The organism is Ideonella margarita (genome assembly GCF_038066635.1).
Taxonomy (GTDB): Bacteria; Pseudomonadota; Gammaproteobacteria; order Burkholderiales; family Burkholderiaceae_C; genus Ideonella; species Ideonella margarita.
This window is the reverse complement of the sequence record NZ_JBBUTI010000009.1, coordinates 143,672-167,765: the sequence shown is the minus strand read 5'-3', so window position 1 is coordinate 167,765 and position 24,094 is coordinate 143,672. Positions and strand designations below refer to the sequence as shown.

The following is a 24,094-nucleotide window of genomic DNA, read 5'->3' as shown; positions in this document are numbered from 1 at the left end:
GGTCAACGGGAGAGGGAAGTAAAGCATGAAGACGTGTCAGGCCGCACGGCCCACACGGCGGGCGATGTCGCGGGCCATCAAGGCCCAGTAGCGCACCGGGAAGATGCGCTGCACCCAGGTGGCCTGCTCGGCGTCACGGCCCACCAGCACACGCGGCTCACGCACCCGCATGCCCTGCACGATGCGCCGTGCGGCGGCTTCGGGCGTCAGCACCAGCAGGCGGTTCCAGGCCGCCTGCTCACGCGCCACTTCGTCGGGCGGCGCGCCGTCGGGCACGCGGGCCTGTGCGGCAATGCCGGTGCGCACACCGCCCGGGTGCACCAGCGTCACCCGCACGCCGGAGCCAGCCTCGGCCAGTTCGTGGCGCAGCGATTCAGAAAACCCGCGCAGCGCGAACTTGCTGGCGCAGTACGCCGTCTGGCCCGGTGGCGCCACGATGCCAAAGATGCTCGACACCTGCACCAGCAGGGCCGCGGGTTGTTGCGACAGCCGAGGCAAGAAGGCCCGGGTGAGCCGCACCGGCGCCTGGAAATTGATGTCCATCAGCCAGTCGAAATCAGCGGCGCTGACCTGATCAAAGCGCCCGCCCAGCGCCACGCCGGCGTTGTTCACCAGCACGGTGACGCGGCCATGCGCGGCCAGCACTGCAGCGGGCAAGGCGGCGCAGCCGGCCACGTCCTGCACGTCCAGCACATGGGTGGAGACGGTCACGCCCGATGCGCGGGCGTCGGCGGCCACGGTGGCCAGGCTGTCGGCGTTCCGGTCAACCAGCGCCAGGTGCATGCCCTCGGCGGCCAGTGCCCGCGCCAGGGCTGCGCCAATGCCGCCGGCCGCACCGGTGATCACCGCCACGCCGCCGCGCAAGGCCCAAGGGGCGGAAGAAGCAGCAGACGTGGACGAGGACGACATGAGGAACTCCGGTGAGGCACCGCGATGTAGACCGTCCACCTGGCAGTGCAGCAAATTTGACGACAACGATCGTCAGATATTAGCGAGCCTGGGTTTGATGTCCAATGCGGGGATGCCCGAACCCATGGAAAGCACTGTCAGCGCAGGCCGCCCCTACGGCGGCTTGCCCCCGGCCGAACGGGTGGCCGCACGCCGGGCACGCTTCATCGAGGCGGGCTTGAACCTGTTCGGCACACAAGGCTTTCGCGGTGCCACGGTGCGCGGTATCTGCCAGGAAGCGGGCCTGACGGACCGCTACTTCTACGAATCGTTCGACAGCCTGGAAGCGTTGCTGCTCGCTGTTTACCGCCAGTTGATGGACGCGTTGCGCCTGGGTTTGCAGCAGGTGTTGCCCGAGCGCCCTGACGTGGCGCCAGAAGGCCTGACCCAGGTGGCGCGGCTGGCCTATGGCGTGTGGTTTGACGTGGTGCGCGACCCCCGCGCCGCCCGCGTGGTACTGGTGGAAGTGCTGGGCCTGAGCGCCACCGTGGACGCCGAGTACGAAGCCGCGATGGGCGAGTTCACCCGGCTGACCACCGCCCCGCTGGTGGCCGCCAACCAGGCTGGCACGCTGAGCGCCGCGCAGCTCGAATTGCTGGGCCGCGCGCTGACCGGTGCGGCCGTGTATGCCGCGCGCTGGTGGGTGGCCAGCGGCTATGCCTTGAGCCGCGAGGACGCGGTGGAGGCCTGCGTGCTGATGGCCACCGGCAGCGTGGCCGCATTGGCCGCCCCGGCCATCAAGAAGCGGGCCCGCTGATCGCCTAGAGCGGGGGCCGCGGCAGGTCGATCTGCGCCACCAGCCCGCCGCCCGGCGCGTTGGCCAGCTGCAACTGCCCACCATGCTGCCGCGCAATGTCGGCCGCAATCGCCAGGCCCAGGCCATGGCCACCGGAGTGCCGGTTGCGAGACCCCTCCACCCGGTAGTAGGGCTGCAAGGCCAGGGTCAATGCCGCCTCAGGCATGCCGGGGCCGTGGTCCCGCACCGTCAGGCGCAGGGCGCCCTCCACCAGTTGCAGCTCAAGGTGGGCATCACCCGCATAACGCAGGGCGTTGCCCACCAGGTTGTCGATGCAGCGCTGCAAGGCCAGGCGGCGCACGGGCAGCGGGGCTGCATGGTCGGCCAGCACGGCGTCGGCATGCAGGTGCAGCGTCACGCCGCGCCCTTGCTGGCGCCAGCGCTCAACCACCCCTTGCACCAGCACGCACACGGGCACCGCCGTGAAAGCCTCGGCGGCGGAATCACCCAGCAGATAGTCCAGCGTCACCGTGAGGGTGTCGTTCATGTCCTCCACGTCGCGGCACAGGCCAACCCGCTGGGTTTCGAGGTCGGTGGCCTCAGCCCGCAGGCGCAGGCGCGTCAGCGGCGTGCGCAAATCATGCGACACCGACGCGATGAAGCGATCACGCTCGTCGAGTTGCTGGTGAATGCGCGCCAGCAAACCATTCAAGGCCCGCGCGGCCTCGCGGCATTCACGCGGGCCTTCCACCGGCAAGGCCATGCGCGGGCTGCCGATGTGCAGGTCCGGCAGGGCCTGGGCCAGCGACTCAGCCGTGTCGGCCAGGCGCTGCATCGGCCGGCTCAGCCAGCGCGCGGCAATCCAGGCCGCCAGCACCAGGGCAGACAGCCGCAACAGCAAATCAGAGCCCAGCTGCCACAGCGGCGGGTGGGTCTGCAAAATCGCCAGGCCGGGCACAGGCGGCGGCGGTGGCGGCTGCGCAGGGTTCTGGCCAAAGATCAGCGTCAGCACCAGCCAATGGCTGAGGAACACGAAGGTCAGCAGCAGCAACAGCAAGCGGCCGAACAAGGTGCGCGGCCACCACCTGGAGAGCGCCGTCTCAACCACCCGGCACCTCTTGCGGCTGGGCATCAAACAGGTAGCCCACGCCGCGCACGGTGCGGATCAGCGACGGCGTGTCCGGCCCGGTGGACAGCTTCTGCCGCAGGCGCGACACCAGCAAGTCCACGCTGCGGCTGGCCAGCTTCAATTCGCGGCCCGACGCGTCGCTCTGCAACTCGCTGCGGCTGACCAGCTGGCGTGGCCGACGCAGAAAGCTCGTGAGCAACTGGTATTCCGCGCTGGACAGCGGCATCTGCCGCCCGCTGGGCGATGTCAACAGGCGCGCTTCGCGGTGCAGCTGCCAGCCCTCGAACGCCACCGATTCAGACTTCGCCGCCACACGGGCTGTCGGGGCAGGGGCTGCCGCCGGACGCTCGGTTGCACTGCGGCGCAGCACGGCCTGCACCCGCGCCACCAGCTCACGCGGCTCGAAGGGTTTGCTGATGTAGTCGTCGGCGCCCAGCTCCAGGCCCACCACGCGGTCAGCGGCATCACCGCGGGCGGTGAGAATGATGAAGGGCATGGTGCTGCTGGCATGCAGCTGACGCGCCAGCGTCAGGCCATCGGTGCCGGGCAGCATCAGGTCCAGCAGCACCAGGTCGATGGGCCGGGCCTCCAGCTGGGCCCACATCTGCGCGCCATTGCCAGCCCGGTGCGCCACCAGGCCAAAACGTGCGAGGTAGTCGCACAGCAGGTCGAGGATGGTGTCGTCGTCATCCACCACCAGCAATTGCGGGCGTGTCGTCATGGCGTGCAGGGCCGCCAGAGCGACGTGTATCGAACAATGAACATGCACCCGATGCTATGAACGGCATGTAAGCCCCACGTTGCTGGGCTGTGTAGCAGTCGATACAAAGGCGCTGTCGTCGCCACCTCACCACACCGTCAGATAGCGCGTGGTGAGCCGCTGCACCCAGTTGCGTGAGGCGGCGTCCTGCACATCGCCCTCCCCGCCCACCTCGAAGCGCGCATTCACCACGTCGGTGGAGGCGACGATATTGCCGGCCTGCACATCTTGCGGGTCCACCACGCCGGCGAAGCGCAGGTTGCTGATGCTCCCGTTCAAGGTGATGCTGCGTTCCCCCGCCACCACGAGGTGGCCATTGGCCAGCACATTGATGACCGACGCCGTGATCTGACCGGTGAAGTGGCTGACGCTGTCGGTGTTGCCCGAGCCCTCGAAGCTGTCGCTGCCCGAGGCCTTGGCGTCCATGTTCATCAAGCGGCCCAGCAAACCGCTCGTGTTGGGGCTGCCCGGCCCCTTGGTGGCCGCCGCGTTCTTGCGCTGGATGTCGGTGCTGACCTTGCGCCCGATGTCGAGCTTCTCGGTGATGTTGACCTTCAGCACATCACCCACCTGCCGCGGCCGGCGCTGCTGGCTGAACAGCGACACGGTGTTCATGCCGGGCTGAAAAATGGCGCCGGTGGGCATGCGCTCCACATACATCGGCGGCGGATTGGGCTGCACGCTGAACGGCGGGCCGGCCACCGGCGGAACGGTGCTGGCGCATCCGGCGAGTGCAAGGGCCAGCACCAAGGCAGGCAAGACCATCGGCAAGGGCGCGCGTGGTGGGTGGGTCATGGCAGAGCCTCCCCGGAACGGAAGAACGAGAAACGATCATCGGAGAGGCCCAGCAGGGCCTGCACCGCCGGCTGCAACTTGGCGCGGCTGTCGGCCCAGCGGCCCATGCTGAACAAGCCCTCCAGCTGGAAGCTGCTGGTGGCCAGCAGACGGCCCTGGGGGTCGCTCAGTGCCAGCGTGGCGCTTTCAAGGAAAGGCCGGTAGCTGTTGCCGAGTGGCGGCACGCCCCAGTCGATGCGGGCCTGGTAGCGCAGCCAATGGGTGCAATCAGGCACCACGCTGCCGACGTCATAAACCCGGCTGGGCACGCCGCGCGAAAACAACTCTGCCTGCAGCGCGGGCACCAGATCCGCCGATTGGCTGTCGCGGTTGAATTCGATGCACACCTGCCGCGGCAGGGCGTGAGGGTGGCGCACCGTGTTCACCGCGGTGGACGGCTGCGCTGCTGACAGCGCCGAACTTGCCAGGGAACCACCGGCCTTGGCCAGCTCCCACAAGGGCACCGGGCTGAACACGCTGCACCCACCCAGGCCGGCCAAGCTGCCCAGCGGCAGCAGCATCAGGCAGCGGCCAAGTGCGCTGCACAGGGGCTGTTTCATGATGGCGTCCTTTCAGCGGCGGGCCGGGCGCACGCGGCGGTGGCCGCCGGGCGCCAGGGCCAACTCAAGGCCACCGGGCTCACCGTGCTGCGCCGGCTGCAAGCGCGCCGATGCCAGACAGGCCGCGAGATGCGCTGCACTCACCCCCGACCAGTCACGGCTCAGGCGGCGGCGTTCACGCAGCGGCACCTGCAAGGGCACGCACGCCGGCATGGCCACGGGGTGAACACCGTACAGATCCAGCACCTGGTTGATCCAGCCGGCCAGGTTGATCCGCGGCGAACGGCGTTGCGCACCACGCTGCGGCGGCTGCACCGGGCGCCGGGCTGACATTGAAGGCGACATGGCGGTCGCTGGCAGGGTCGGGCGGCTCATGGCTCACACCTGCTCACTGAGCGACGGGCCGCCGCTGCCCAGGCCCAAAGCCAACAAGCTGCCGACATCCGCCGCAAACTCACCCACGCTGTCAGTCACGGCACCCACGCCATCCGACACAGCTCCCGCAGCGCTCGACAAGGCATCGCCCACCGTTCCAGCAGCGCTGGACAAGGCGTCAGCGCTGTCGCTGGCGAGGTCTTCGACCGTGTCGAGCGCATCGCTCAGGCCCTCGCCCACGGCATTCAGCACGCTGTCCACGCCATCAGCCAAGTCGTCCCAGGCCCCGGTGGTGGCATCGACGGCCGATTCACCCGCATCGGCGAGCTTCTTCAGGCTGTCTTCGCTGAACTTCCAGGTGGCGCTGCTGGTCTTGCCCAGCGCATCAGCGGCCCCGATGGCCGTGGCCACCACCGCGCCAAACTCGCGGGCATTGAGGTCGTAGGTGCTGGGCCGCGGCCGGGCCCTGCTGACCGCGTCAGACGCGGCGTATCCGGAAATCGAGGTCATCGCTGCACTCCTTCATGAAGAAAGTTGGTGAGCGAATCGTAGGCAGGCAGCCCGGGGCAGCATCACGGCATGAGCCACCCAGCGTGCGCAGCAGAACACGCATTGATGCATCAAGCCTGAGACAGACCGGACATGCACCGCCACGCGCAGACATGAACAGACACATCCAGCCGCTGTGTATCAGGCTTGATGCAATCCAGACAAGGCAGGGGCACAGAAGGAGAGGCGGTGCCGCATGCACCGCCCTGCCTGGCAAGGCGTCAGAAGAGGCGGCCGACGTTGAACAGCGTCAGCACACCCAGCACCGCGAAGATGGCGGCAGCCACGGCATGCACCAGCTGCATCTTCACCTTGCGGGCCACCACATCACCCAGCAGCACGGCCGGCACGTTGGCCAGCATCATGCCGAAGGTGGTGCCGGCCACCACGGCCAGCAGGTCGGTGTAGCGGGCGGCCAGGGCCACGGTGGCGATCTGCGTCTTGTCGCCCATCTCGGCGAGGAAAAACGCGATCACCGTGGTGCCGAACACGCCAAAGCGCTGGCTGCCGCCTTCGGTGTCGTCGTCGATCTTGTCGGGGATCAGCATCCAGCCGGCCATGAGCAGGAAGGACACGCCGATCACCCAGCGCAGCACGTCAGGCCCGAGGGCGCGGGCGATCCAGTCGCCGACCAGGCCGGCGCACGCGTGGTTGACCAGTGTGGCCACCAGGATGCCGAGGATGATGGGGATGGGGCGCCGGAACTTGGCGGCCAGCAGCAACGCCAGCAGTTGGGTCTTGTCACCCATTTCACCCAGGGCGACGATGCCAGTCGAGACGAGGAAAGCTTCCATTTGAGGACTCCAGGGCCGGACAAGCACGCACCAATGACCACGCAGCATAGTCCGGCCCACCGGACACTGCGGGGTCAAAGGTCTTGCCTGGGCAAAACGGTGCGCCGTGGGCGAAACGTTCTGCATGCACGCGCCATGACCGATGTGGGTCAAGTGTGTTGACGCGAGCCCCTGCGCAGGCCTGCTGGCCTGCTCAGGGTGGCTACTCCCCAATGACTGCTTCGCTGAATTCGAACAACCAGTGTTGGTCGAGGTTGTTGACCAATGAAAAAGGCCAGCACTTTCATGCTGGCCTTTTTGTTGGTGCCCAGGAGAGGACTCGAACCTCCACGGAGTTACCCGCTAGTACCTGAAACTAGTGCGTCTACCAATTCCGCCACCTGGGCTAGGTGTTCGTCTCAGCGAAGACCATGACTATAGCAAATAAATTCGATGTTTGGCAAGTGGCGCGTCTTTTTCGCTGAAATTCTTCAAATCACGGGATCGGAGCGAAGCGGGGCAGCTGCTGACCATCCAGCTCGATGGTTTCGAAAAACATGCCGTGCGGCCGCACCCACCAGCCGGTGGTGTTGTAGAGCGGGCGGTACACCACCAGCGGCTCGTGCGTCTCGCTGTGGCGCGCCACACCGATCACCTCGTACTCACCACCCTTGTAGTGGCGGTAGCGGCCCAGCGGGGTGGCGGGCAGCGGCGGCAGGTCGGTGTCGTCTTTCAGGGAGGCGATGGTCATGGTGTCACTCAAAAAGGGGTGGGATGGGCGGGCGGCGTCAGTCATCGTCGCCCACACCCAGATCGAATGCGGCGCGGAAGGCTTCGCAGAAAGCCGCGCTGCCGCTGAGCGCCAGGCTCACGGTGTGGCGGCATATCTCGCGGCCGCCGGGCGCACGGCTGAAGCCGCCGCTGCGGGTATCGAACTGCAGCTGCTCGTCGAGGCTGCGCTCGAGCGTGCCGCGCAGGTCGAAGTCCCAGTCGTGGCCCTCGTCCAGCGGGCCGCGGCTGTGCGGGAACTCGGCGTGGGCCCAGGCCAGCACGCGGGCCAGCTCGGCCTCCAGCTTGGGCAATTGCGCCGGGGTGCACGAGGCCATGGCATCAAAGCTGCCGTGGCCGTCGGTGTCGTCGCTTTGGTCAAAGATCAGGAAATCGAAACGCATGCGTGAGTGTCGCCTTGTTCAGGCCGCGTCGCCGGCAGCGCCGCGCAGGCTGGCGCCCAGGCCGCTGGCGCGCCGCGTGGGCTGCGACATGGCCGCCGACAGCGCCCCGGCCCGCGCACTGACCAGCGTGAACGCCGTGCGCGCCCGCGTGATGCCGGTGTAGACCAGCTCGCGGCTCAGCACCTGGCCCGCCTGCTCCGGCAACACCATCACCGTGTGCGCAAACTCCGAGCCCTGGCTCTTGTGCACCGTCATCGCGAAGGCAGTGTCCACATGGGCCAGGCGGCTCACGCCCACCGAGCGCGGCACCTCGCCATCGAGGAACCACACCCGCAAGCCCCCACCGGCCGCGGCCGACGGCAAGGCGATGCCGATGTCGCCGTTGGACACGCCCAGCGCCGCATCGTTGCGCGTCACCATCACCGGGCGACCGGCATACCACTCGCCACTGGGCGACAGCAGCCCGGCGGCGGCCAGCGTGCGCACCACGCTGCGGTTCACGCCGGCAGCGCCCCAATCGCCCTCACGCACCGCGCACAGGATGCGGAAGGTGTCGAACGCCTTGAGCACCTGCACCACCCACGCCTGGTGGGCCGCCACATCGCCCACCGGCGGGCGCGCCTTGACGCGGTTCAGGTAGGTGGCATAACCGCCCTCGGCACCGGGGCGGCCGTGCAGGGCCAGCGCCTGCAGCGTTTCCAGCTTGGCGGGCTCATGGGCCATCACCGGCCTGTCACCCCCAGTGCTGCCCGAATGCAGGCAGCGATGCGCCGTCTCCGCATCACCCCGGTTCACGGCCAGCGCCAGCTGACCAATCGGCCCGGCGAAGCGGCGGCTTTCGCGCAGCATCACCGTTTGCTGCGCCAGCGGTGACGCAGCACCCGCCGCCAGCATGGCCGCTGGCAGCACCACGCCGGCCGTGGCCAGCGCATAGCGCGCGGTTTGTGCGCTCCAGCCACCGGCTTCGGCGTCGCGGCACAGATCACCCAGCACCGCGCCCGCCTCCACCGACGCCAGCTGGTCCTTGTCACCCAGCAGGATGAGCCGGGCGCCGGGCGGCAAGGCGTCCAGCAGCGCCGCCATCATTTCCAGGTGCACCATCGACGCTTCGTCGACGATCAGCACGTCCACATCCAGTGGCGCGCCGGCATGGTGGCGCATCGCGCGGGTATCGGGTCGCGCACCCAGCAGCGCGTGCAGGGTGGTGGCCGGTCCCATGCGGCGGGTGAACTCACCCAGATCAGGCGCTGCGTCATCGCCCTGCCCCAGCTTCGATTGCAGCTCGATCAGGGACGTGTCGATCGCCTGCTTCAGGCGCGCCGCCGCCTTGCCGGTGGGCGCAGCCAGGGCCACGCGCAAGCGCTCGGGGTCTGGCGACGTGGCGAGCAGCAAGGCCAGCAGGCGGGCCGCGGTGTAGGTTTTGCCGGTGCCCGGGCCACCAGTGATGACGCTGAGCCGGCCGCGCATGGCCACCGCGCAGGCGAGCTTCTGCCAATCGGGCGGGGCTGCGGTGCTGCTGTCGGGGTTTGCAGCGGCAGGCGCCGGGAACAGGCGATCCAGCCAGCGGCGAATGAGCGGCTCGTCCACGCTTGTGTCGACGCTCGATGTCTCGCCCGTGGGCAACAGGCAGCGCGCCCGCACCTGGGCGGCCACCAGCTGTTCGTGGTTCCAGTAGCGGCGCAGGTAGAGGCGCGGCTGCTCGCCGTCGTCGATCAGCACCAGCGGCTGGCCCAGATCCGGCTGGTGGGCTGGGTTGCGGACGACCGGGCTGGCGCGCAACGCATCGCACCAGCGGGACACCTCCGCGGAATCAACCGCCACCGCTTGCACGCTGGCCTGCAACTCCGGCAGCGCCGCAGCCGGCCAGCCCAGCACCTCGTTCGGTGCCTGCACCAGCGGTGCCAGCGGCAGGCAGGTGTGGCCGCGCCCTTCCATATGGGCCAGCCAGGCGGTGCTCAGCAACAGGGCCGGGCTGGCGGCCGGGTCCAGCGTCTGCACGAAGCCGGCCAGCGCCACGTCCAGACGGCGCAGCCAGCCGGCATCGCGCCAGGCTTGCAGTTGCTGCAGCGTGGTGTGAGGTGCCGTTTGGGCTGCAGCTTGGGGTGGCATGGGGGCTGCCTCGGTCGGTGCGGTGATATCGGCCGCCCCTAGTGCGTCGTGGTTCTCCGGTTCTTCCGGCACCTCACCCAGCTCAGGCTGTGCAAACAGATCAGGGGTCATCAAATCCGGTGTGCGGCGCTGGCGGCTCATGCGGCCTCCTCAGGCTGGGTCGGGGCGTGTTGCAGCAGCTCGTCCAGGCTGGCCAGCAAGTCCATCGGCGGCTGCAGCGTGATCGCGCCCTGCTCCGGGCCGTCAATGCCGCGCAGAAAGAGATACACCGCGCCGCCGAGGTGCTGCGACGGCACGTAAGCCTCGCCCAGCCGCGATTGCAGCAAGCGGTGCAACGCCAGCAGATACAGCGCCGCCTGCACGTCGTAGCGGTGGCTCACCATCGCGTCGGCCAGCGCGTCGGCGGTGTAGGCCGCGCCATCAGGCCCGAGCTGGTTGCTCTTGTAGTCGAGCACCCAGTAACGGCCCTCATGCTCAAACACCAGGTCGGCAAAGCCCATCAGCATGCCGTGCAAGTCACGTGCAGGCAGCGCGGGCCGAGCCCGGCCCGGCCACAGGTGCTGCGTGCACAGCGCGTCCACCTCGGCCGCGGGCAAGCGCTGCGCGGGCAGCCAGAACTCCATCTCGGGCAGCACGTAACTCAGCTGGTTCAGGGCAGCGCCGGGGCCGGGCAAGGTGGTTGTCTCCACCGCGCGCAACCAGGCCAGCACATCGGCGGCCTGCTCGCCACGGCCATGGCGTTCGCAGCGCCGGCGCAGGCGCTCGGCCAAGGCGGCGTCGTCTTGCAGATTGAAGCGCTCACCGGCCAGCCACTCCAGCTGGTCATGCAGGAAGTTGCCGGCCACGGCGCCACGCTCGAAGCGGTGCCACACGGGTGCCGCTTCTCTCCGGGCCGCCAGCGTGGCGGGCACACCCACTTCAGTGGCCACTTCAGAACCCGGCTCGTCATCGGCCGGTCGCGGCACCATGGCCGGCCCGGTGGCCGCCGGGCTGTTGCCGATGGCCCGCACCAGCGACGAGAAGCTGGCGATCGTCCAGCGCTTGTCGAAGGGCGCATCAAACACCGGCGCGGGCAGCAAGGCTGGCGGCTCGGCGCGTGAGGCCAGCTTCGTGAAGCGCCGGTGGCCTTCAGCAGCCTGCACGCGGATGCCGGGGTTGGCCACCGCAAGGCTGTCGAGCGCGGCCGTCAGGGCCTCCGCCGACGCCGGCTCAGGCCCGCTGATGAGCAGCCCCGCGGCACTCTCGTGGTTGACCGGGGTTTTGCCATTGCGGGCCGCCAGCGCGCCCAGGCCCAGCCACAGCGCATGGCGGGCCCGGGTGAGGGCCACGTAGAACAGGCGCAGGTCTTCACGCAGGCTGTCCACGCGGGCCTCGGCCATGGCGTCCTTGCCGCGCTGCAGATCCAGGTGGCGCTCACCGTCATCGGTGGTGCGCAGCACGAACGGCGTGTTGCGTCGGTCGTCCAGCCGGAAGGTGCCGGCAAAGGGCATGCAGACCACCGGATATTCCAGGCCCTTGCTCTTGTGCACGGTGATGACCTTGACAAGATCGGCGTCACTTTCCAGCCGCACGATCTGCTCGTCGCCGCTGGCGCCGGCCCCTTCCGCCGCGGCCTGCACCTCTTCGGCCAGCCAGCGGATCAGCGCCTGCTCGCCGTCCAGCGTGGTGCTGGCCTGCTGCAGCAATTCGGCCAGGTGCAGCACGTTGGTCAGGCGGCGTTCACCATCCAGCTGCTGCAGCCAGGCTGCGGGCAGATCGAGCAGGTGCAGGGTCTGGCGCAGCAGCGTCAGCACGCCTTGCGTCTGCCAGACCTGGTGCAGTTGCCGCAGCTGTTCGCAGCGCGCATCAAAGGCTTCGTCGTCGTGGGCCAGGGTGGCCAGCTCGCTCAGGCTCAGGCCCACGGTGCGGGTGGCCAGCGCGGCGCGCACCAGGCGCACATCGGTGGGCTGTGCCACGGCGCGCAGCCAGCGCAGCAAGTCAGCCGCCTCGGGGCTGGCGAGCACGGAGTCGCGGTCAGACAGATACACCGACGCCACACCGCGCTCCCGCAGTGCGCGCCGCACGGCACGGGCTTCACGGCCACTTCGCACCAGCACGGCGATGTCCGCCGGCCTCAAGCGCACCAGGTCGCCATCACGTTCGAAGCCGCAGGCCGGGTCGTTCAGCCAATCCACGATCTGCTCGGCACAGCGCCAGGCGTAACGCTGCAGGTGCACCTGCGCGCTGCACAGCTGGTCGTCCCACACCACGCTCATCGGTGGCACCGGGCCAGTGCTGCAAATGAACTGCTCCTTGCGACCCTGTGCGCCGACGGGCACAAAGGGCAGCGGATTCTGGCCGTCGGGCTGGCGGAAGAGAAAGGCGCCGTCGGGGTCATCACCCGTGGCCTCGTCCCGCGTGCGCTGTTCGGCGCGCAGGAACACGGTGTTAACCGCATCAACCAACGGGCCGGTAGAGCGGTAGTTCACGCTCAGGACGTAGTGGCGGCCCTCGGTGGCGCGGCGGGCTTTCAGGTAGCTGTCGATGTCAGCGCCGCGGAAGCGGTAGATCGATTGTTTCGGGTCACCGATCAGCAGCAAGGTGGTGCTGGCGGCGTTGTCGGCGGTGCGGTAGAGCGCATCAAACAGGCGGAACTGCAGCGCCGAGGTGTCCTGGAATTCATCAACCAGCGCCACCGGAGTCTGCTGCACGATGCGCTGGCGCAGGCGCTCACCCTGCGGGCCTTGCAGCGCAGTGTCCAGGCGGTGCAGCATGTCGGCAAAGCCGAAGCTGCCGTCCTGCCGCTTGAGCAGCGCCAGCCGCTCATTCACGCGGGCGACGGCGTGCAGGCGCAGGGCCACGCTCACATCCGTCAGCTGGTCCAGCGCTTTCACCAGCGCGTCGAACTGCGCGAACTCGGGCGGCAGGTTCACGGCGGGCGCGTCGTCCTTGCGTGCGTCCATCAGGCCTGCAGGCGTCAGGCGGGTGCGGCCGGTCGAGAACTCCGGCATCGCCTCGCCCAGCTCACCGCGGCCAAAAGAGGCCAGCGTGTCCAGCCACGCATCGAAGTACCGCGCCTGCAGCTTGCGGCCGTTCCAGCCGCTCTTCTTGTCGGCCAGTTGATCAGTCAGCCACTGGCGCATCGACTGAGCCCGCGCGTCCCATCCGCTTTGCAGCTGCAGCAGGGTCTCGCTGCGCTCAGCAACGGCGCGCTCGATGCAGGCCGCCAGGCTGCCGTGGCCTGCGCCCTCGGGCAGGGGCTGCTGGATGAGGCTGCGCACATCGCGCATCAGCCCGTCGAGGTTGCGCCAGGCCTTGTCGACCCACGGCAGTTGTTCAGCCGCCAGCGGGTAGCACTGCTGGCGCCAGTAGTCTTGCACCGCTTCGAGCAGCAGGGCCTGCTCGTCAGCCAGCAAGGTTTCATCAAACAGGCAGCCGCTATCGAAGGCGTGTTCGCGCAGCATGCGCTGGCACCAGGCGTCGATGGTGTGCACCGCTGCGTCGTCCATGCCCTCGGCGGCCATGGCCAGGCGCCAGGCGGCCTGCTCGCGCTCCAGTGGGTCGGCATAGGCGGCCAGCAGGTCGCGCAGGAAGGGGTCGAGCTCATCGACCGGCAGCTCACCGCGGAAGGCCTTGGCGCCTTGCAGCAGGCGGTCGCGGATGCGGTCTGACAGCTCGCGCGTCGCGGCGCGGGTGAATGTCATCACCAGGATCTGATCGGGGCGCAACGGCGTGGGGTGGGCCTGCTCGCCGCCGTGGCCCAGCACCAGCCGCAGGTACAGCGCGGCAATCGTCCAGGTCTTGCCGGTGCCGGCGCTGGCTTCAATCAGCCGGCTGCCCCACAGGGGGAAGGTCAGTGCTTGCAGCGGCTGGCTCATGCGCCCTCCTCGTCCAGGCTGTGTCCGCTGGCGCCGGTATCAACCGAAGTATCGGCATGCAGCTCGATCTGCACATGCTGGCCGGCCCACGCCAGCAGCGGCCCGTACAGGCTCTCTGCCCAGCCCTCGAAAGACAGGTCGGCCGTCAGGGCTTCGAAGTCGGGAAACTGGCGGGCCAGGCAGGGCTCAGCCACTTCGCCGCGGCTTTGCCAGCCGCCTTCATAGGTGGTGGCCGCGGCCACCAGATCGTGGCGCTCCAGCCAGGCCAGCGCCGTGACCGGGGCCACCGGCAGCGGCTGCTGCTGGCCATGCAGCCAGGCGGTCAGCATTTCCTGCGCGGCCTGCGTGGCCACCTCCCGCGAAGGGGGTGACAGCGTCAATTGCGCGTCCCGGCCAATCAGCACGATGTGCACCGGCACACCGCAGGCCGCTGCCAGCAGGCTGCGCACCCACGGTGCCACCAGCTTGGGCAAGCGCACCTCCGGCGGCTTGCCAGGGCGAAGCGTGCACAGGCGGCTGGCCTGCACCTGCAGCCACACCGCGGGCGGGGCGCCATCGGCCTCGGGCGCATCGTCTTGCAGCACGGGCAAGGTGCGCAGGTCATCCAGCCAATCCTGCAGCACCACGCCGTCGTGCTGCAGCAGCAAGGGCTGGCGCGTGGCAGCTTCGTCGTGCTGCGCCTGCCACTGCTGCCAGGCATTCAACATACGGCCCAGATCAGCGCCCAGTTGCGCGCGGGTGCGTTCACCCTGCGCTCCCAGCGGCAGCCGGCCACTGCGGTCCAGCCGGGCCACACCAGCCTGCACCCACTCGGCAGGCTGAAACCCGGCGGCACCCACGGCGCTGGCGGCCCCATGGCGCTGCAGGGCCTGCAGCGCATCACGCAGCAATTGGTCGACCAGCTGGTGCTCGTCCAGGCCCACCACGTCGAAGGCTTCGTCGTCCAGCGTGGCCTCGTCAGCGTCGTCAAACACCACGCCCAAGCGGTGCCTGAAAAACGCCTTCACCGGGTTCTGCACGAAGCGGGTCAGCTGCTGCAGGCTCAGCGGCACGCCGGTATCCACGGGCGGCAAAGCACCGGCTTCGCCACCATCACCATGCGCGGCCTCAGCGGCCAGCACATGCGCCTGCCGCCATTCGCGTGCCCAGGTGCGCTGCACGGCGCCGGGCTCGAAGTAGCGGCGGCTGAAGGGCTGCAGCGGGTGCTCGAAGGTGCGCGCCTCAACCGCTGGCTCACCCCAGGCGGCGCTCAGGTAATCACGCAGCTGCGCCACCAGCACAGAGGGCGGTTGCTCGCTGTTGTCGCGGGCATTGCGGCCGGTCCAGCTGATGTAGAGCGCGCGGCGGGCCGACAGCAGCGCTTCAAGCATCAGCTGGCGGTCGTCGTCGCGGCGTGAGCGGTCACCCGGCCGGGCCTGACCGGGCTGGCCCATCAGGTCGAAGTCGCTGCGCGGCGCGCGGCGCGGGTAGTCGCCATCGTTCATGCCCAGCAGGCACACCACCTCGAAGGGAATGGCCCGCATCGGCATCAGCGTGCAGAAGGTGACGCCGCCCGCGCGGAAGCGGCGGTTCAGCGTGGGCTCGTCGAGCGTGTCCAGCCAGGCCTCACGCAGCACCGTGGCCGGCAGCTCGGCGGCAAAGCCGGCCTGCGCGCAGGCATCCAGCCAGGTGTCGAGGGCGTCGTCGAGTGCAGCCAGGGTCTGGCGTTCGGCGTCGTCGCCGGCCTGGAACAAATCCTTCAACAGGGCACGGCCACGCGTGGCCCAGTCGGCCGGCGTGGCCGGCGTGCACAGCACCGCCCACCAGTGCGCCAGGCGGTCGAGCAACTGGGCCATCGAGCCGGCCAGCTCGGCGTCCAGGCCGCCCACTTCGGCATAGGGTTCGATGCCGGCAAACACGGCGGCGCGGTCGGGCGTGGTGCCAGGTGCATCAGCCAGGTCAGCAGCGCCACTGGCGTATCCCAGCAGCATGCGACGCAAGGCCCACCAGCCGCTGTTCACTGCCCCGCAGGCCCCCAGGCCCAGCGTGGCACGTTGTTCTTCATGCAGGCCCCAGCGCCAGCCCGCGCCCTCCATCCACTGGGTCAGCTGCGGCAGGTCTTCGGTCGACAAGCCGAAGCGGCGGCCGAGTGCCGGCACGTCCAGCAAATCCCGCAGCTCACTGAAGCGGCAGCGCTGTTGCGGCAGGCGCAGCAGCCAGTCGAGGGCGGTGACCATCGGGCTGGCGTGGCGGCTGCTCAGGTCGGCGATGTCAAAGGGGATGTAGCGGGCATCACCGCGGCCATGCTGGCCAAACACGGCGCGAATGGCCGGGGCCATCTGCTCGATGTCGGGCACCATCACCACCACGTCGCGGGCCTGCAGCGGGGCCACGCCCGGCGTGCGCTCGGCCAGCAGGCTGAGCAGTTGGTCGTGCAGCACTTCCACCTCGCGCATGGCGCTGTGGGCCTTGTGGAAGACGATGGAGAAGTCGGCGTCAGCCAGCGGCGCCTCGGCGTGCTCGGCCAACGGCAGCATGTCGCGGACGCGCGCCTGCACCCGGGTCAGCAGCGGCGCGTCGTGTGCATCGTCTTCATCAAACAGATCCAGCCGGGGCAACTCGAAGCGCTGCAGGGCGCGCTGGGCGTCGTCGAAGGCGTCGAGCTGCCGCACAAAATCGCGGCCCTGGCGGCCCCACGCGGCCAGCAGCGGGTGCGCATGGGCATGCATCTGCGACAGTGGTACGGCGTCCAGCGGCAGGCCATTGCGCAGTGGTTGGCGTTGGCGCTGCATGCGCAGCAGTTCGCGGCCGTCCATGATGTCGGCCCAGTGGAAGCGGCAAGGGTTTGGAATGGCCATCAGCACCTGGCAACGCTCACCCAGCGCGGTGAGCGCCTGCAGCGTGGGCAAGGGCACGTGCGTCATGCCGAACAGCACCACGCGGCGCGGCAGGCGCATCGCGGTGGGCGCGTCCGAGCTCAATACGTCCAGCACCCGCTGGTGCAAGGCCGGGCGGGTGGCTTCCAGCTGCTTCGCCTCCACCTCAGCCAGCAGCGCGCGCCACAACAAGGGCTGCCAGCGCTGGTCAGCAGGCACCGGCAACTCCGGCCGGCCCGGGTTGAGCAGCACGTCGTGGCCGTCACGCCAGGCTTGCAGCCAGTCGGGGCGGTAGACCTGGTACTGGTCGAACAGGTCAGCCAGCCGGCGGCACAACTGCAGCAGGCGGTCGGGGTCACCACCCTGCAGGAAGCCGGCCACGGGCTCCCAGCCAGGGGCCTGCTGCCACTGCGGCAATGACTGCATCAAGCGCCAGGTCAGCGGGGTCTTGTCGAGCACCGAATGTTGCGGCACCTGCTCGCGGCCCAGCACCTGCCGGTAGAAGCGCCACATGAAGCGGGCGGGCAGTTCCACCCGGGCGGCGGCGCAGATGCCGGCCTGCTGCGCCAGGGTCATCTTCAGCCACTCGGCCATGCCGTTCGACTGCACCAGCATCACTTCTTCTTCCAGCGGCGCCAGCGGATGCGCGCGCAGCCACGCCAGCACCGTGTCGGCCAGGGTTTCGGCACGGTTGCCGTGCAGCACCAGCAAACCGGGGGTGATGGGGGTGTCTGCGTGCATGGAAGAAAAGTCGGTCATGGGCAGGCTAGCCTACGCGGGCACAGGCTCAAATGCTGCACCTGGGGATAGAGACAGTATCGCCGTTACCATCTGGCCATGAGCACATCGAACCCCTTGGCTGCATGGCTGGCGCGCTCGCCCCGGCTGATTCTGGACGGCGCCCTGGCCACCGAACTGGAGCGTCGCGGCGCTGACCTGAAAGACCCGCTGTGGTCTGCGCGGCTGCTGATGGAACAGCCCGACCTGATCCGCCAGGTGCACGTGGATTACTACCTGGCCGGCGCCGACGTGGCCACCACCGCCAGCTACCAGGCCAGCTTCTCGGGCTTCGCGCAGCGCGGCCTGAATGCCGAGCAGGCAGCTGACCTGATGCGCCTGTCGGTGCAGCTGGCCTGTGAAGCGCGCGACCAGTTCTGGCAAACGCCCGGCGCCCGGGACGGCCGGCACTTTCCGCTGGTGGCGGCGTCGGTGGGTCCGTATGGCGCGGTGCTGGCAGACGGCTCGGAATACCGCGGCCACTACGGCCTGAGCGAAGCGCAGCTGCAAGACTTCCACCGGCCGCGCCTGCAGGTGCTGGCCAATGCCGGCGCCGACCTGCTGGCCGTGGAAACCGTGCCCTGCGCGCTGGAGGCCCGCGCCGTGGCCCGCCTGCTGGCTTCGGAGTTTCCGGGCACCAGCGCCTGGATCAGCCTGTCGTGCCGCGACGCCGCCCACAGCTGCGAAGGCGACCCGGTGGAAGCCATCGCAGCTGAGCTTGACGGCCTGCCTTCGGTGGCCGCCATCGGCGTGAACTGCACCGCCCCTGAACACCTACCCGGCCTGATCACCGCGATGCGCCGTGGCACCACCAAGCCGGTGCTGGTGTACCCGAACGCCGGCGAGGTGTATGACGCCGAGGCCAAGGTGTGGCGCGGCGGTGCAGACCCCCGCCCCTTCGCCCACATGGCCGACGACTGGGCGGCTGCCGGTGCCACCTTGATTGGTGGCTGCTGCCGCACCACGCCCGCCGACATTCACGGCCTGTTCACCCGCTGGACGTCAACGGCGGCCTGAGCCAGCCGTTAGGTGATCATCAACATCACGAGATCAACAAGATCCACGAGGAGAGAGACCATGCCTTTGTTCGATGCCCTGCGACGACGCCTCGCCCTGGTTGGCGTGCTGCTGGTGGCGGCCCACGGCGCCGCCCTGGCCGAATTCACCGGCGATGACCGCGACAGTGGCCTCTACCAGATCCAGCAAGCGCGCTACGGCACCGCCGATCGCAACGTGGACGTGACCCAGCGCCTGAAAGAGCTGGCCCGCACCGACCAGCGCTTCCGCATGGGCAACGACACCTTCGGCACCGACCCGGCGCCCGGCCAGGTCAAGACCCTGCGCATTTATGCCACCGACCGTGGCGGCCAACCACGCACCTTCGAGTACCGCGAAGGCGTGACGATCGACGGCGCGCAGTTCACCGCCTGGGGCGGCGGCGGTGGCGGCTGGGGCCAGGGCCCATGGAATGGCGGCTGGCAAGGCCAGGGCAACCTGGACGGTGAATTCCAGATCATCGAGGCCACCTACGGCACCCGCTACCGCAGCATGGATGTGACAGCCACGCTGGTGGACATGGCCCGCCGCGACCGCAACTTCCGCCTGGAAAACCGCGTGTTCGGCAATGACCCGCACCCGGGCGAGCCCAAGGCGCTGGAAATCCGCGCGCGCAACCAGCGCGGCCAGGTGCGCACCTTCCGGTATGCCGAAGGCAGCATGGTGGATACCGCGATCTTCGGTGACGAGCAGGGCAACAGCTGGCACGGGAATGGGCGCGGCAATGGGCACAGCAACGGCAACAACGGCAACCATTACGGCCAAGGCGGCGATGCTGGCCAGTACACCATCCAGAGCGCCAAGTACGGCACCTACGACCGGAACATCGACGTGACCGCGCGCCTGAGCGAGCTGGCCCGCCAGGACCGCAGCTTCCGCATGGGCAACGACACCTTCGGCACTGACCCGGCCCCCGGCCAGGTGAAGACGCTGCGCATCGAAGCCCGCGGCCCGGACGGCCGCAACCGCACCTTCGAATACCGCGAAGGCAGCACCGTGGACGGCGCGCAGTTCACCGGCTGGAGCGGTGGTGGCTGGGGTGGCGGCAGCAACCCGGCGATCACCGGCGGCCTGCGCATCATCAGCGCCGTGTACGGCACCGGCCGCCAGAGCGTGGACGTGACCGACCGGCTGCAGGCGCGCGTGTACAGCGGCCGCCTGGCAGCCAAGGTCAACAACGACCTGGCCGGCACCGACCCGGCCCCCAACCGCCCCAAGAGTCTGGTGGTGACCTACAGCGTCAACGGCGGTCGCCAGCAAAGCACGCAGGTCGACGAGAACAGTTACCTCTCGCTGCCCTGAGCGGCGCACCATGCAAAACGGCCTCCAGATGGAGGCCGTTTTTTTTGGCGGATGGGCCTGCCGTCAAGCAGCCATCAGCAATCAGCAGCCATCAGCCGTTGAAGCGCGAGAACACCAGCGTGGCGTTGGTGCCGCCGAAGCCGAAGCTGTTCGACATCACCGTGTTCAAGGTCTGGTCCAGGCGCTCACGCAGGATGGGCAGGCCTTCAGCAGCCGGGTCGAGCTGCTCGATGTGGGCCGAGGCGGCGGCAAAGCCTTCCTGCAGCATCAACAAGGAGTAGATCGCTTCCTGCACGCCAGCGGCACCCAGCGAGTGGCCGGTGATCGACTTGGTCGAGCTGATGTAAGGCACGCGCTCACCGAACACCTGGCGCACGGCGCCGAGCTCAGCCAGGTCACCCACCGGGGTGGAGGTGCCGTGGGCGTTGATGTAGTCAACCGGGGTGGTGACGTTCTGCAGCGCCTGCTGCATGCAGCGCACCGCGCCTTCACCCGAAGGCGCGACCATGTCGTGGCCGTCGGAGGTGGCGCCGAAGCCCACCAGCTCAGCCAGGATGTTGGCGCCACGGGCTTGTGCGTGCTCCAGTGATTCGAGCACCAGCATGCCGCCGCCGCCAGCAATCACGAAACCATCGCGGTTGGCGTCGAACGCGCGGGCAGCCGATGCAGGCTGGTCATTGCGCACACTGGACATGGCACCCATGCCGTCAAACAGCAGCGACAGCTCCCAGCTTTCTTCCTCACCGCCACCGGCAAAGACGACGTCCTGCTGGCCCCAGGCGATCAACTGCGCGGCGTGGCCGATGCAGTGGGCACTGGTGGCGCAGGCCGAGGTGATGGAGTAGTTGACGCCCTTGATGTGGAACGGCGTGGCCAGGCAGGCCGACACCGTGCTGGCCATGACGCGGGTGACCATGAACGGGCCAACGCGCTTGGTGCCCTTGGTGCGCAGGGTGTCAGCAGCCCACACCTGGTTCAGGCTGGACGCACCGCCCGAGCCGGCCACCAGGCCGGTGCGCGGGTTCGAGACCTGCTCAGGCGTCAAACCCGACTGGGCGATGGCCTGCTGCATGGACAGGAACGCGTACGCCGCGGCGTCGCCCATGAAGCGCATGTTGCGGCGGTCAATCGCCTCTTCCAGGTTCAGGTCGGGCCGGCCGCTGACCTGCGCGCGCATGCCCAGCTCAGCGTACTTGGGGTTGAACTTCAGGCCCGAGCGGGTGTCGCGCAGGCTCTGGGTGACTTCGGCGAGGTTGTTGCCAATGCTGGAAACAATGCCCATGCCGGTGATGACAACGCGGCGCATCAGAAGTCTTCCGTTGAAGTGAACAGGCCGACCTTCAGGTCGGTGGCGGAGTAGATCTCGCGGCCGTCGGCGTACATGCGGCCGTCAGCGATGCCCATCACCAGCTTGCGCTCGATGACGCGCTTCAGATCGAGGCGGTAGGTCACCTTTTTCACGGTGGGCAGCACCTGGCCGAAGAACTTGACCTCGCCGGAGCCCAGCGCGCGGCCGCGGCCCGGGTTGCCCCGCCAGCCCAGCCAGAAGCCCACCAGCTGCCACAGGGCGTCCAGGCCCAGGCAACCCGGCATCACCGGATCGCCTTCAAAGTGGCAGGCAAAGAACCAGAGGTCGGGGGTGATGTCGAGTTCAGCCTCGATCACGCCCTTGCCGAATTCGCCGCCCGTGGCGTCGATACGCACGATGCGATCCATCATCAGCATGTTGGGCAGCGGCAGACGGGCATTGCCCGGGCCGAACAGTTCGCCGCGGCCGCAGGCCAGCAGCTCGTCGCGGTCATAGCTGTGGCGGCCCAGCGCACATTGGCTGGGGCGGGCTTCGGCGGCGGCGGAGGTAGAGGAGTCGCTCATGGTGCTTGCGTTTTTTTTGGGGCGGAAAATGGCCCGGAGGCGAACCTCGAAATGTATCCTGTACAGGTGTGCATTAATTTGACAGCCCGCATTCTCCCCGCTTTCGATGCAGACCCCAAGCAGGGTCAGCCCCTGCTTTACAGCTACCGACGCTGCCCATACGCCATGCGCGCCCGGATGGCGCTGTTGCTGGCGGGGCAGCCGTTTCTGGTGCACGACGTGGTGCTGCGTCAAAAGCCCGCTCAACTGCTGGCAATTTCGCCCAAAGGCACGGTACCGGTGCTGCAACTGCCGGGCGGCGAGGTGCTGGAGCAAAGCTGGGACATCATGGCCTGGGCACTGCAGCGCGAGGGCTTGGCGCATTGGTGGCAAGCAGCCCAAACCAGCAGCAACCTTGAGGCTTTGGCCCTCAACGACGGCGAATTCAAGCGGCAGCTTGACCGCTACAAGTACCCGGAGCGCTTTCCGGAGGAGCCCGCCACGGGCGAGCAAGCCCGCAGCCAAGCCGCCCTTGTCTTGCTTTTGCCGCTGGAAGCCCAGCTGACGCAGCACCCCTGGCTGGGCGGTGAAGCCCCGTGCGCCACCGATCTGGCAATCTTTTCGTTCGTGCGGCAGTTTGCGGCCGTTGACCCCGCCTGGTGGGCGCAGCAACCGTGGCCCGCGCTGCGAGGCTGGCTGAACCACTGGCTAGCCAGCCCGCTGTTCAATGCCTGCATGGTGAAAGTGCCGGCTGCGCAGACAGTGTTGTTCCCGGCGCCTGCCTATGCCGCCTCCCCCTTCCTGCCAGAGCCCCCTGCGCACCACCCGGGCTGAGTTCGCTCACCCCCGCCCCCATGCCGCCGCCCCGACCCCGCACCCGCGCACCGCTGCCTGACGCCCTGCCTTTTGAATACCCCCAGCACCTGCGTGAGGCGATCCACGACCTGCCCCAGGTGCCCGGCGTCTACATCTTTCATGGCGACGGCGAGTTGCCGCTGTACATCGGCAAGAGCGTGCAGATCCGCAGCCGGGTGCTTTCGCACCTGCGCAACCCGGACGAAGCCAGCCTGCTGAGGCAAACACGCGCCATCACGCACGTGCCCACGGCCGGTGAGCTGGGCGCGCTGCTGCTGGAAGCGCAAATGATCAAGGCCCAGCAGCCGCTGAAGAACCAGCGCCTGCGCCGCAACCGGCAGCTGTGCGCCATTCGCCTGCAAGGTGAGCGCCCCGAGGTGGTGACCACGCGCGATGTGAACTTCGCCACCGAGCCGCACCTGCACGGCCTTTACCGCAGCCCGCGCGCCGCACTGGAAGGCCTGCGTGACCTGGCCGACGAACACCGGCTGTGCCTGGGCCTGCTGGGCGTGGAGCGCCTGTCACCCGGCCGCGCCTGTTTCCGGGCGATGGTGAACAAATGCGGCGGCGCCTGCACCGGCCGCGAAAGCCCGGCCGACCACCAGGCCCGGCTGCAAGCCGCGCTGCTGCAGATGCGCCTGGCCTGCTGGCCCTACCCCGGCGCCATCGCCATCGTCGAAGAAAGCCACGGCCTGCGCGAATTCCTTGTCGTGCGGAACTGGTGCTACCTGGGCAAGGCCAACACGCTGAAAGAAGCGCGGAAGCTCGACAGCGTGGCGGCGGGGTTTGATGCGGATGGGTACAAGATACTTTGCGGGCCGGTGCTGACGGGTGGGGCGAATATTGTTGGGCTTTGAGTGATGGGGATGCAGGTGGGGCTTGGCGTGGAGATTAGCCGAGCTGCCTCTTGGCGGCGTTGGACGGCTGGACGGCTGCCCGAGTACGGCGCGTGCGGCGAAAAAAGTTGCGGCATCATGGCGCTGAGATGAGCACCGATCGTTCAGCTAGAACTTGTAACTGCCTGCCGCTTTTGTCGGAAATTTAATGCTGGATAAACAGGCAACTGCAACAAGGAAAGTGTTTATGCGACAGGTACTTAGTTGCATTCAGCTTCTCAGTTTTAGGGAGCAGCCTGCCTGCTTAGGTGGCGTATGCTGTCTGTATAGAACACGTTGGGCCTCATTGCCTTACCGCCGTGGTCACCACTAAAGCGCATCCCGTGCAGTCCAAAGTTCGAGTCCTCATAGGTGCCCTGTGGAGCCTAGGTCTTTGCCTGAACTTCGTACTTGCCATTTCTTCGCTCTGGGGTTGGAGCTCGGCTCTGGGGTGGACATCTACACTTGTTTTGGTTGTGTTCGCCTTAGACGAACGCAAGAACATCTCTTCGGCGCTCATGAACCGGCACGCACCATTGGATCGCATACTTGGCGGGTGCCTCTTGGCATTGCCGACGTTGGCAGTTGGGGTCAATCTTGCCTTGCTGGCGTTTGGTCGATAGGTCTCGCGGTGAGGCCCAACCATTCATTCCAGCGGACCGCCTTCGGCCGCCGCTGAATTCAAACGTTGAGGCTGTGCAAAAACCTGCCCTGATGCGGT

20 protein-coding genes, 1 tRNA gene and 1 riboswitch are annotated in these 24,094 nt (G+C 68.2%); of the genes, 5 read left to right on the top strand and 16 right to left on the bottom strand.

Features of this window, described 5'->3' with window-relative positions; all coding sequences use genetic code 11:
- Positions 1 to 36: 36 nt before the first annotated feature.
- Entirely contained in the window at positions 37 to 909 is an 873-nt protein-coding gene (locus AACH00_RS14375) for an SDR family NAD(P)-dependent oxidoreductase (RefSeq protein ID WP_341399849.1), read from the bottom strand.
- 112 nt (positions 910 to 1,021) lie between these two features.
- Here AACH00_RS14375 and AACH00_RS14370 point away from each other — a divergent pair, with 112 nt between their 5' ends.
- The gene (locus AACH00_RS14370; protein ID WP_341399848.1) at positions 1,022 to 1,705 is read left to right on the top strand and encodes a TetR/AcrR family transcriptional regulator; all 684 of its coding nucleotides are present in this window, start codon (positions 1,022 to 1,024) and stop codon (positions 1,703 to 1,705) included.
- 4 nt (positions 1,706 to 1,709) lie between these two features.
- On the opposite strand, the gene AACH00_RS14365 is transcribed toward AACH00_RS14370, so the two are convergent.
- From AACH00_RS14365 to recC, 13 genes are all read right to left on the bottom strand, one after another.
- Positions 1,710 to 2,816: an ATP-binding protein gene (locus AACH00_RS14365; protein ID WP_341399847.1), complete on the bottom strand. Its 1,107-nt coding sequence runs from the start codon at positions 2,814 to 2,816 to the stop codon at positions 1,710 to 1,712.
- Entirely contained in the window at positions 2,785 to 3,534 is a 750-nt protein-coding gene (locus AACH00_RS14360) for a response regulator (RefSeq protein WP_341399846.1), read from the bottom strand. Before AACH00_RS14360 ends, AACH00_RS14365 begins: the two co-directional genes overlap by 32 nt.
- 126 nt (positions 3,535 to 3,660) lie before the next feature.
- Entirely contained in the window at positions 3,661 to 4,368 is a 708-nt protein-coding gene (locus AACH00_RS14355; protein WP_341399845.1) for a flagellar basal body L-ring protein FlgH, read from the bottom strand.
- Positions 4,365 to 4,967: a cell division protein FtsI gene (locus AACH00_RS14350; RefSeq protein WP_341399844.1), complete on the bottom strand. Its 603-nt coding sequence runs from the start codon at positions 4,965 to 4,967 to the stop codon at positions 4,365 to 4,367. The genes AACH00_RS14355 and AACH00_RS14350 overlap by 4 nt, the downstream gene beginning before the upstream one ends.
- 12 nt (positions 4,968 to 4,979) lie before the next feature.
- Positions 4,980 to 5,342: a hypothetical protein gene (locus tag AACH00_RS14345; RefSeq protein ID WP_341399843.1), complete on the bottom strand. Its 363-nt coding sequence runs from the start codon at positions 5,340 to 5,342 to the stop codon at positions 4,980 to 4,982.
- A gap of 3 nt (positions 5,343 to 5,345) precedes the next feature.
- Entirely contained in the window at positions 5,346 to 5,852 is a 507-nt protein-coding gene (locus AACH00_RS14340) for a hypothetical protein (RefSeq protein ID WP_341399842.1), read from the bottom strand.
- A gap of 260 nt (positions 5,853 to 6,112) precedes the next feature.
- The gene (locus tag AACH00_RS14335) at positions 6,113 to 6,685 is read right to left on the bottom strand and encodes a TMEM165/GDT1 family protein (RefSeq protein ID WP_341399841.1); all 573 of its coding nucleotides are present in this window, start codon (positions 6,683 to 6,685) and stop codon (positions 6,113 to 6,115) included.
- A gap of 32 nt (positions 6,686 to 6,717) precedes the next feature.
- A riboswitch (yybP-ykoY riboswitch) is annotated at positions 6,718 to 6,908 on the bottom strand.
- A gap of 78 nt (positions 6,909 to 6,986) precedes the next feature.
- Positions 6,987 to 7,071, bottom strand: a tRNA-Leu gene (locus AACH00_RS14330).
- Between the two features lie 89 nt (positions 7,072 to 7,160).
- Positions 7,161 to 7,415 carry a DUF1653 domain-containing protein gene (locus AACH00_RS14325; protein ID WP_341399840.1) on the bottom strand — a complete coding sequence of 85 codons (255 nt, stop codon included), beginning with the start codon at positions 7,413 to 7,415 and terminating at the stop codon, positions 7,161 to 7,163.
- Positions 7,416 to 7,452: 37 nt separating this feature from the next.
- Positions 7,453 to 7,836, bottom strand: coding sequence for a hypothetical protein (locus AACH00_RS14320; RefSeq protein WP_341399839.1), 384 nt, complete (start codon positions 7,834 to 7,836; stop codon positions 7,453 to 7,455).
- An 18-nt stretch (positions 7,837 to 7,854) separates the two neighbouring features.
- Positions 7,855 to 10,086, bottom strand: coding sequence for an exodeoxyribonuclease V subunit alpha (recD, locus tag AACH00_RS14315; RefSeq protein WP_341399838.1), 2,232 nt, complete (start codon positions 10,084 to 10,086; stop codon positions 7,855 to 7,857).
- Positions 10,083 to 13,802 (bottom strand): exodeoxyribonuclease V subunit beta, encoded by a 3,720-nt coding sequence (gene recB, locus AACH00_RS14310; protein WP_341399837.1) that lies wholly within the window; start codon positions 13,800 to 13,802, stop codon positions 10,083 to 10,085. Before recB ends, recD begins: the two co-directional genes overlap by 4 nt.
- Positions 13,799 to 17,416: an exodeoxyribonuclease V subunit gamma gene (recC, locus tag AACH00_RS14305; protein ID WP_423221940.1), complete on the bottom strand. Its 3,618-nt coding sequence runs from the start codon at positions 17,414 to 17,416 to the stop codon at positions 13,799 to 13,801. The genes recB and recC overlap by 4 nt, the downstream gene beginning before the upstream one ends.
- A 78-nt stretch (positions 17,417 to 17,494) precedes the next feature.
- Here recC and mmuM point away from each other — a divergent pair, with 78 nt between their 5' ends.
- Positions 17,495 to 18,451 carry a homocysteine S-methyltransferase gene (gene mmuM, locus AACH00_RS14300; protein ID WP_341399835.1) on the top strand — a complete coding sequence of 319 codons (957 nt, stop codon included), beginning with the start codon at positions 17,495 to 17,497 and terminating at the stop codon, positions 18,449 to 18,451.
- Between the two features lie 60 nt (positions 18,452 to 18,511).
- Positions 18,512 to 19,792 (top strand): DnaJ-like protein C-terminal domain-containing protein, encoded by a 1,281-nt coding sequence (locus AACH00_RS14295; protein ID WP_341399834.1) that lies wholly within the window; start codon positions 18,512 to 18,514, stop codon positions 19,790 to 19,792.
- Between the two features lie 91 nt (positions 19,793 to 19,883).
- Here the strand turns inward: AACH00_RS14295 and fabB are convergent, their stop codons facing one another.
- A complete protein-coding gene (gene fabB, locus AACH00_RS14290) occupies positions 19,884 to 21,098 on the bottom strand; it encodes a beta-ketoacyl-ACP synthase I (RefSeq protein WP_341399833.1) in 1,215 nt (404 codons plus the stop codon).
- The gene (fabA, locus tag AACH00_RS14285) at positions 21,098 to 21,664 is read right to left on the bottom strand and encodes a 3-hydroxyacyl-[acyl-carrier-protein] dehydratase FabA (RefSeq protein ID WP_341399832.1); all 567 of its coding nucleotides are present in this window, start codon (positions 21,662 to 21,664) and stop codon (positions 21,098 to 21,100) included. The genes fabB and fabA overlap by 1 nt, the downstream gene beginning before the upstream one ends.
- A 132-nt stretch (positions 21,665 to 21,796) precedes the next feature.
- On the opposite strand from fabA, the gene AACH00_RS14280 reads away from it, so the two are divergent.
- Together AACH00_RS14280 and cho are read left to right on the top strand one after the other, a co-directional pair.
- Positions 21,797 to 22,477 carry a glutathione S-transferase gene (locus AACH00_RS14280; protein ID WP_341399873.1) on the top strand — a complete coding sequence of 227 codons (681 nt, stop codon included), beginning with the start codon at positions 21,797 to 21,799 and terminating at the stop codon, positions 22,475 to 22,477.
- 20 nt (positions 22,478 to 22,497) lie between these two features.
- Positions 22,498 to 23,355, top strand: coding sequence for an excinuclease Cho (cho, locus tag AACH00_RS14275; RefSeq protein ID WP_341399831.1), 858 nt, complete (start codon positions 22,498 to 22,500; stop codon positions 23,353 to 23,355).
- Positions 23,356 to 24,094: the final 739 nt, after the last annotated feature.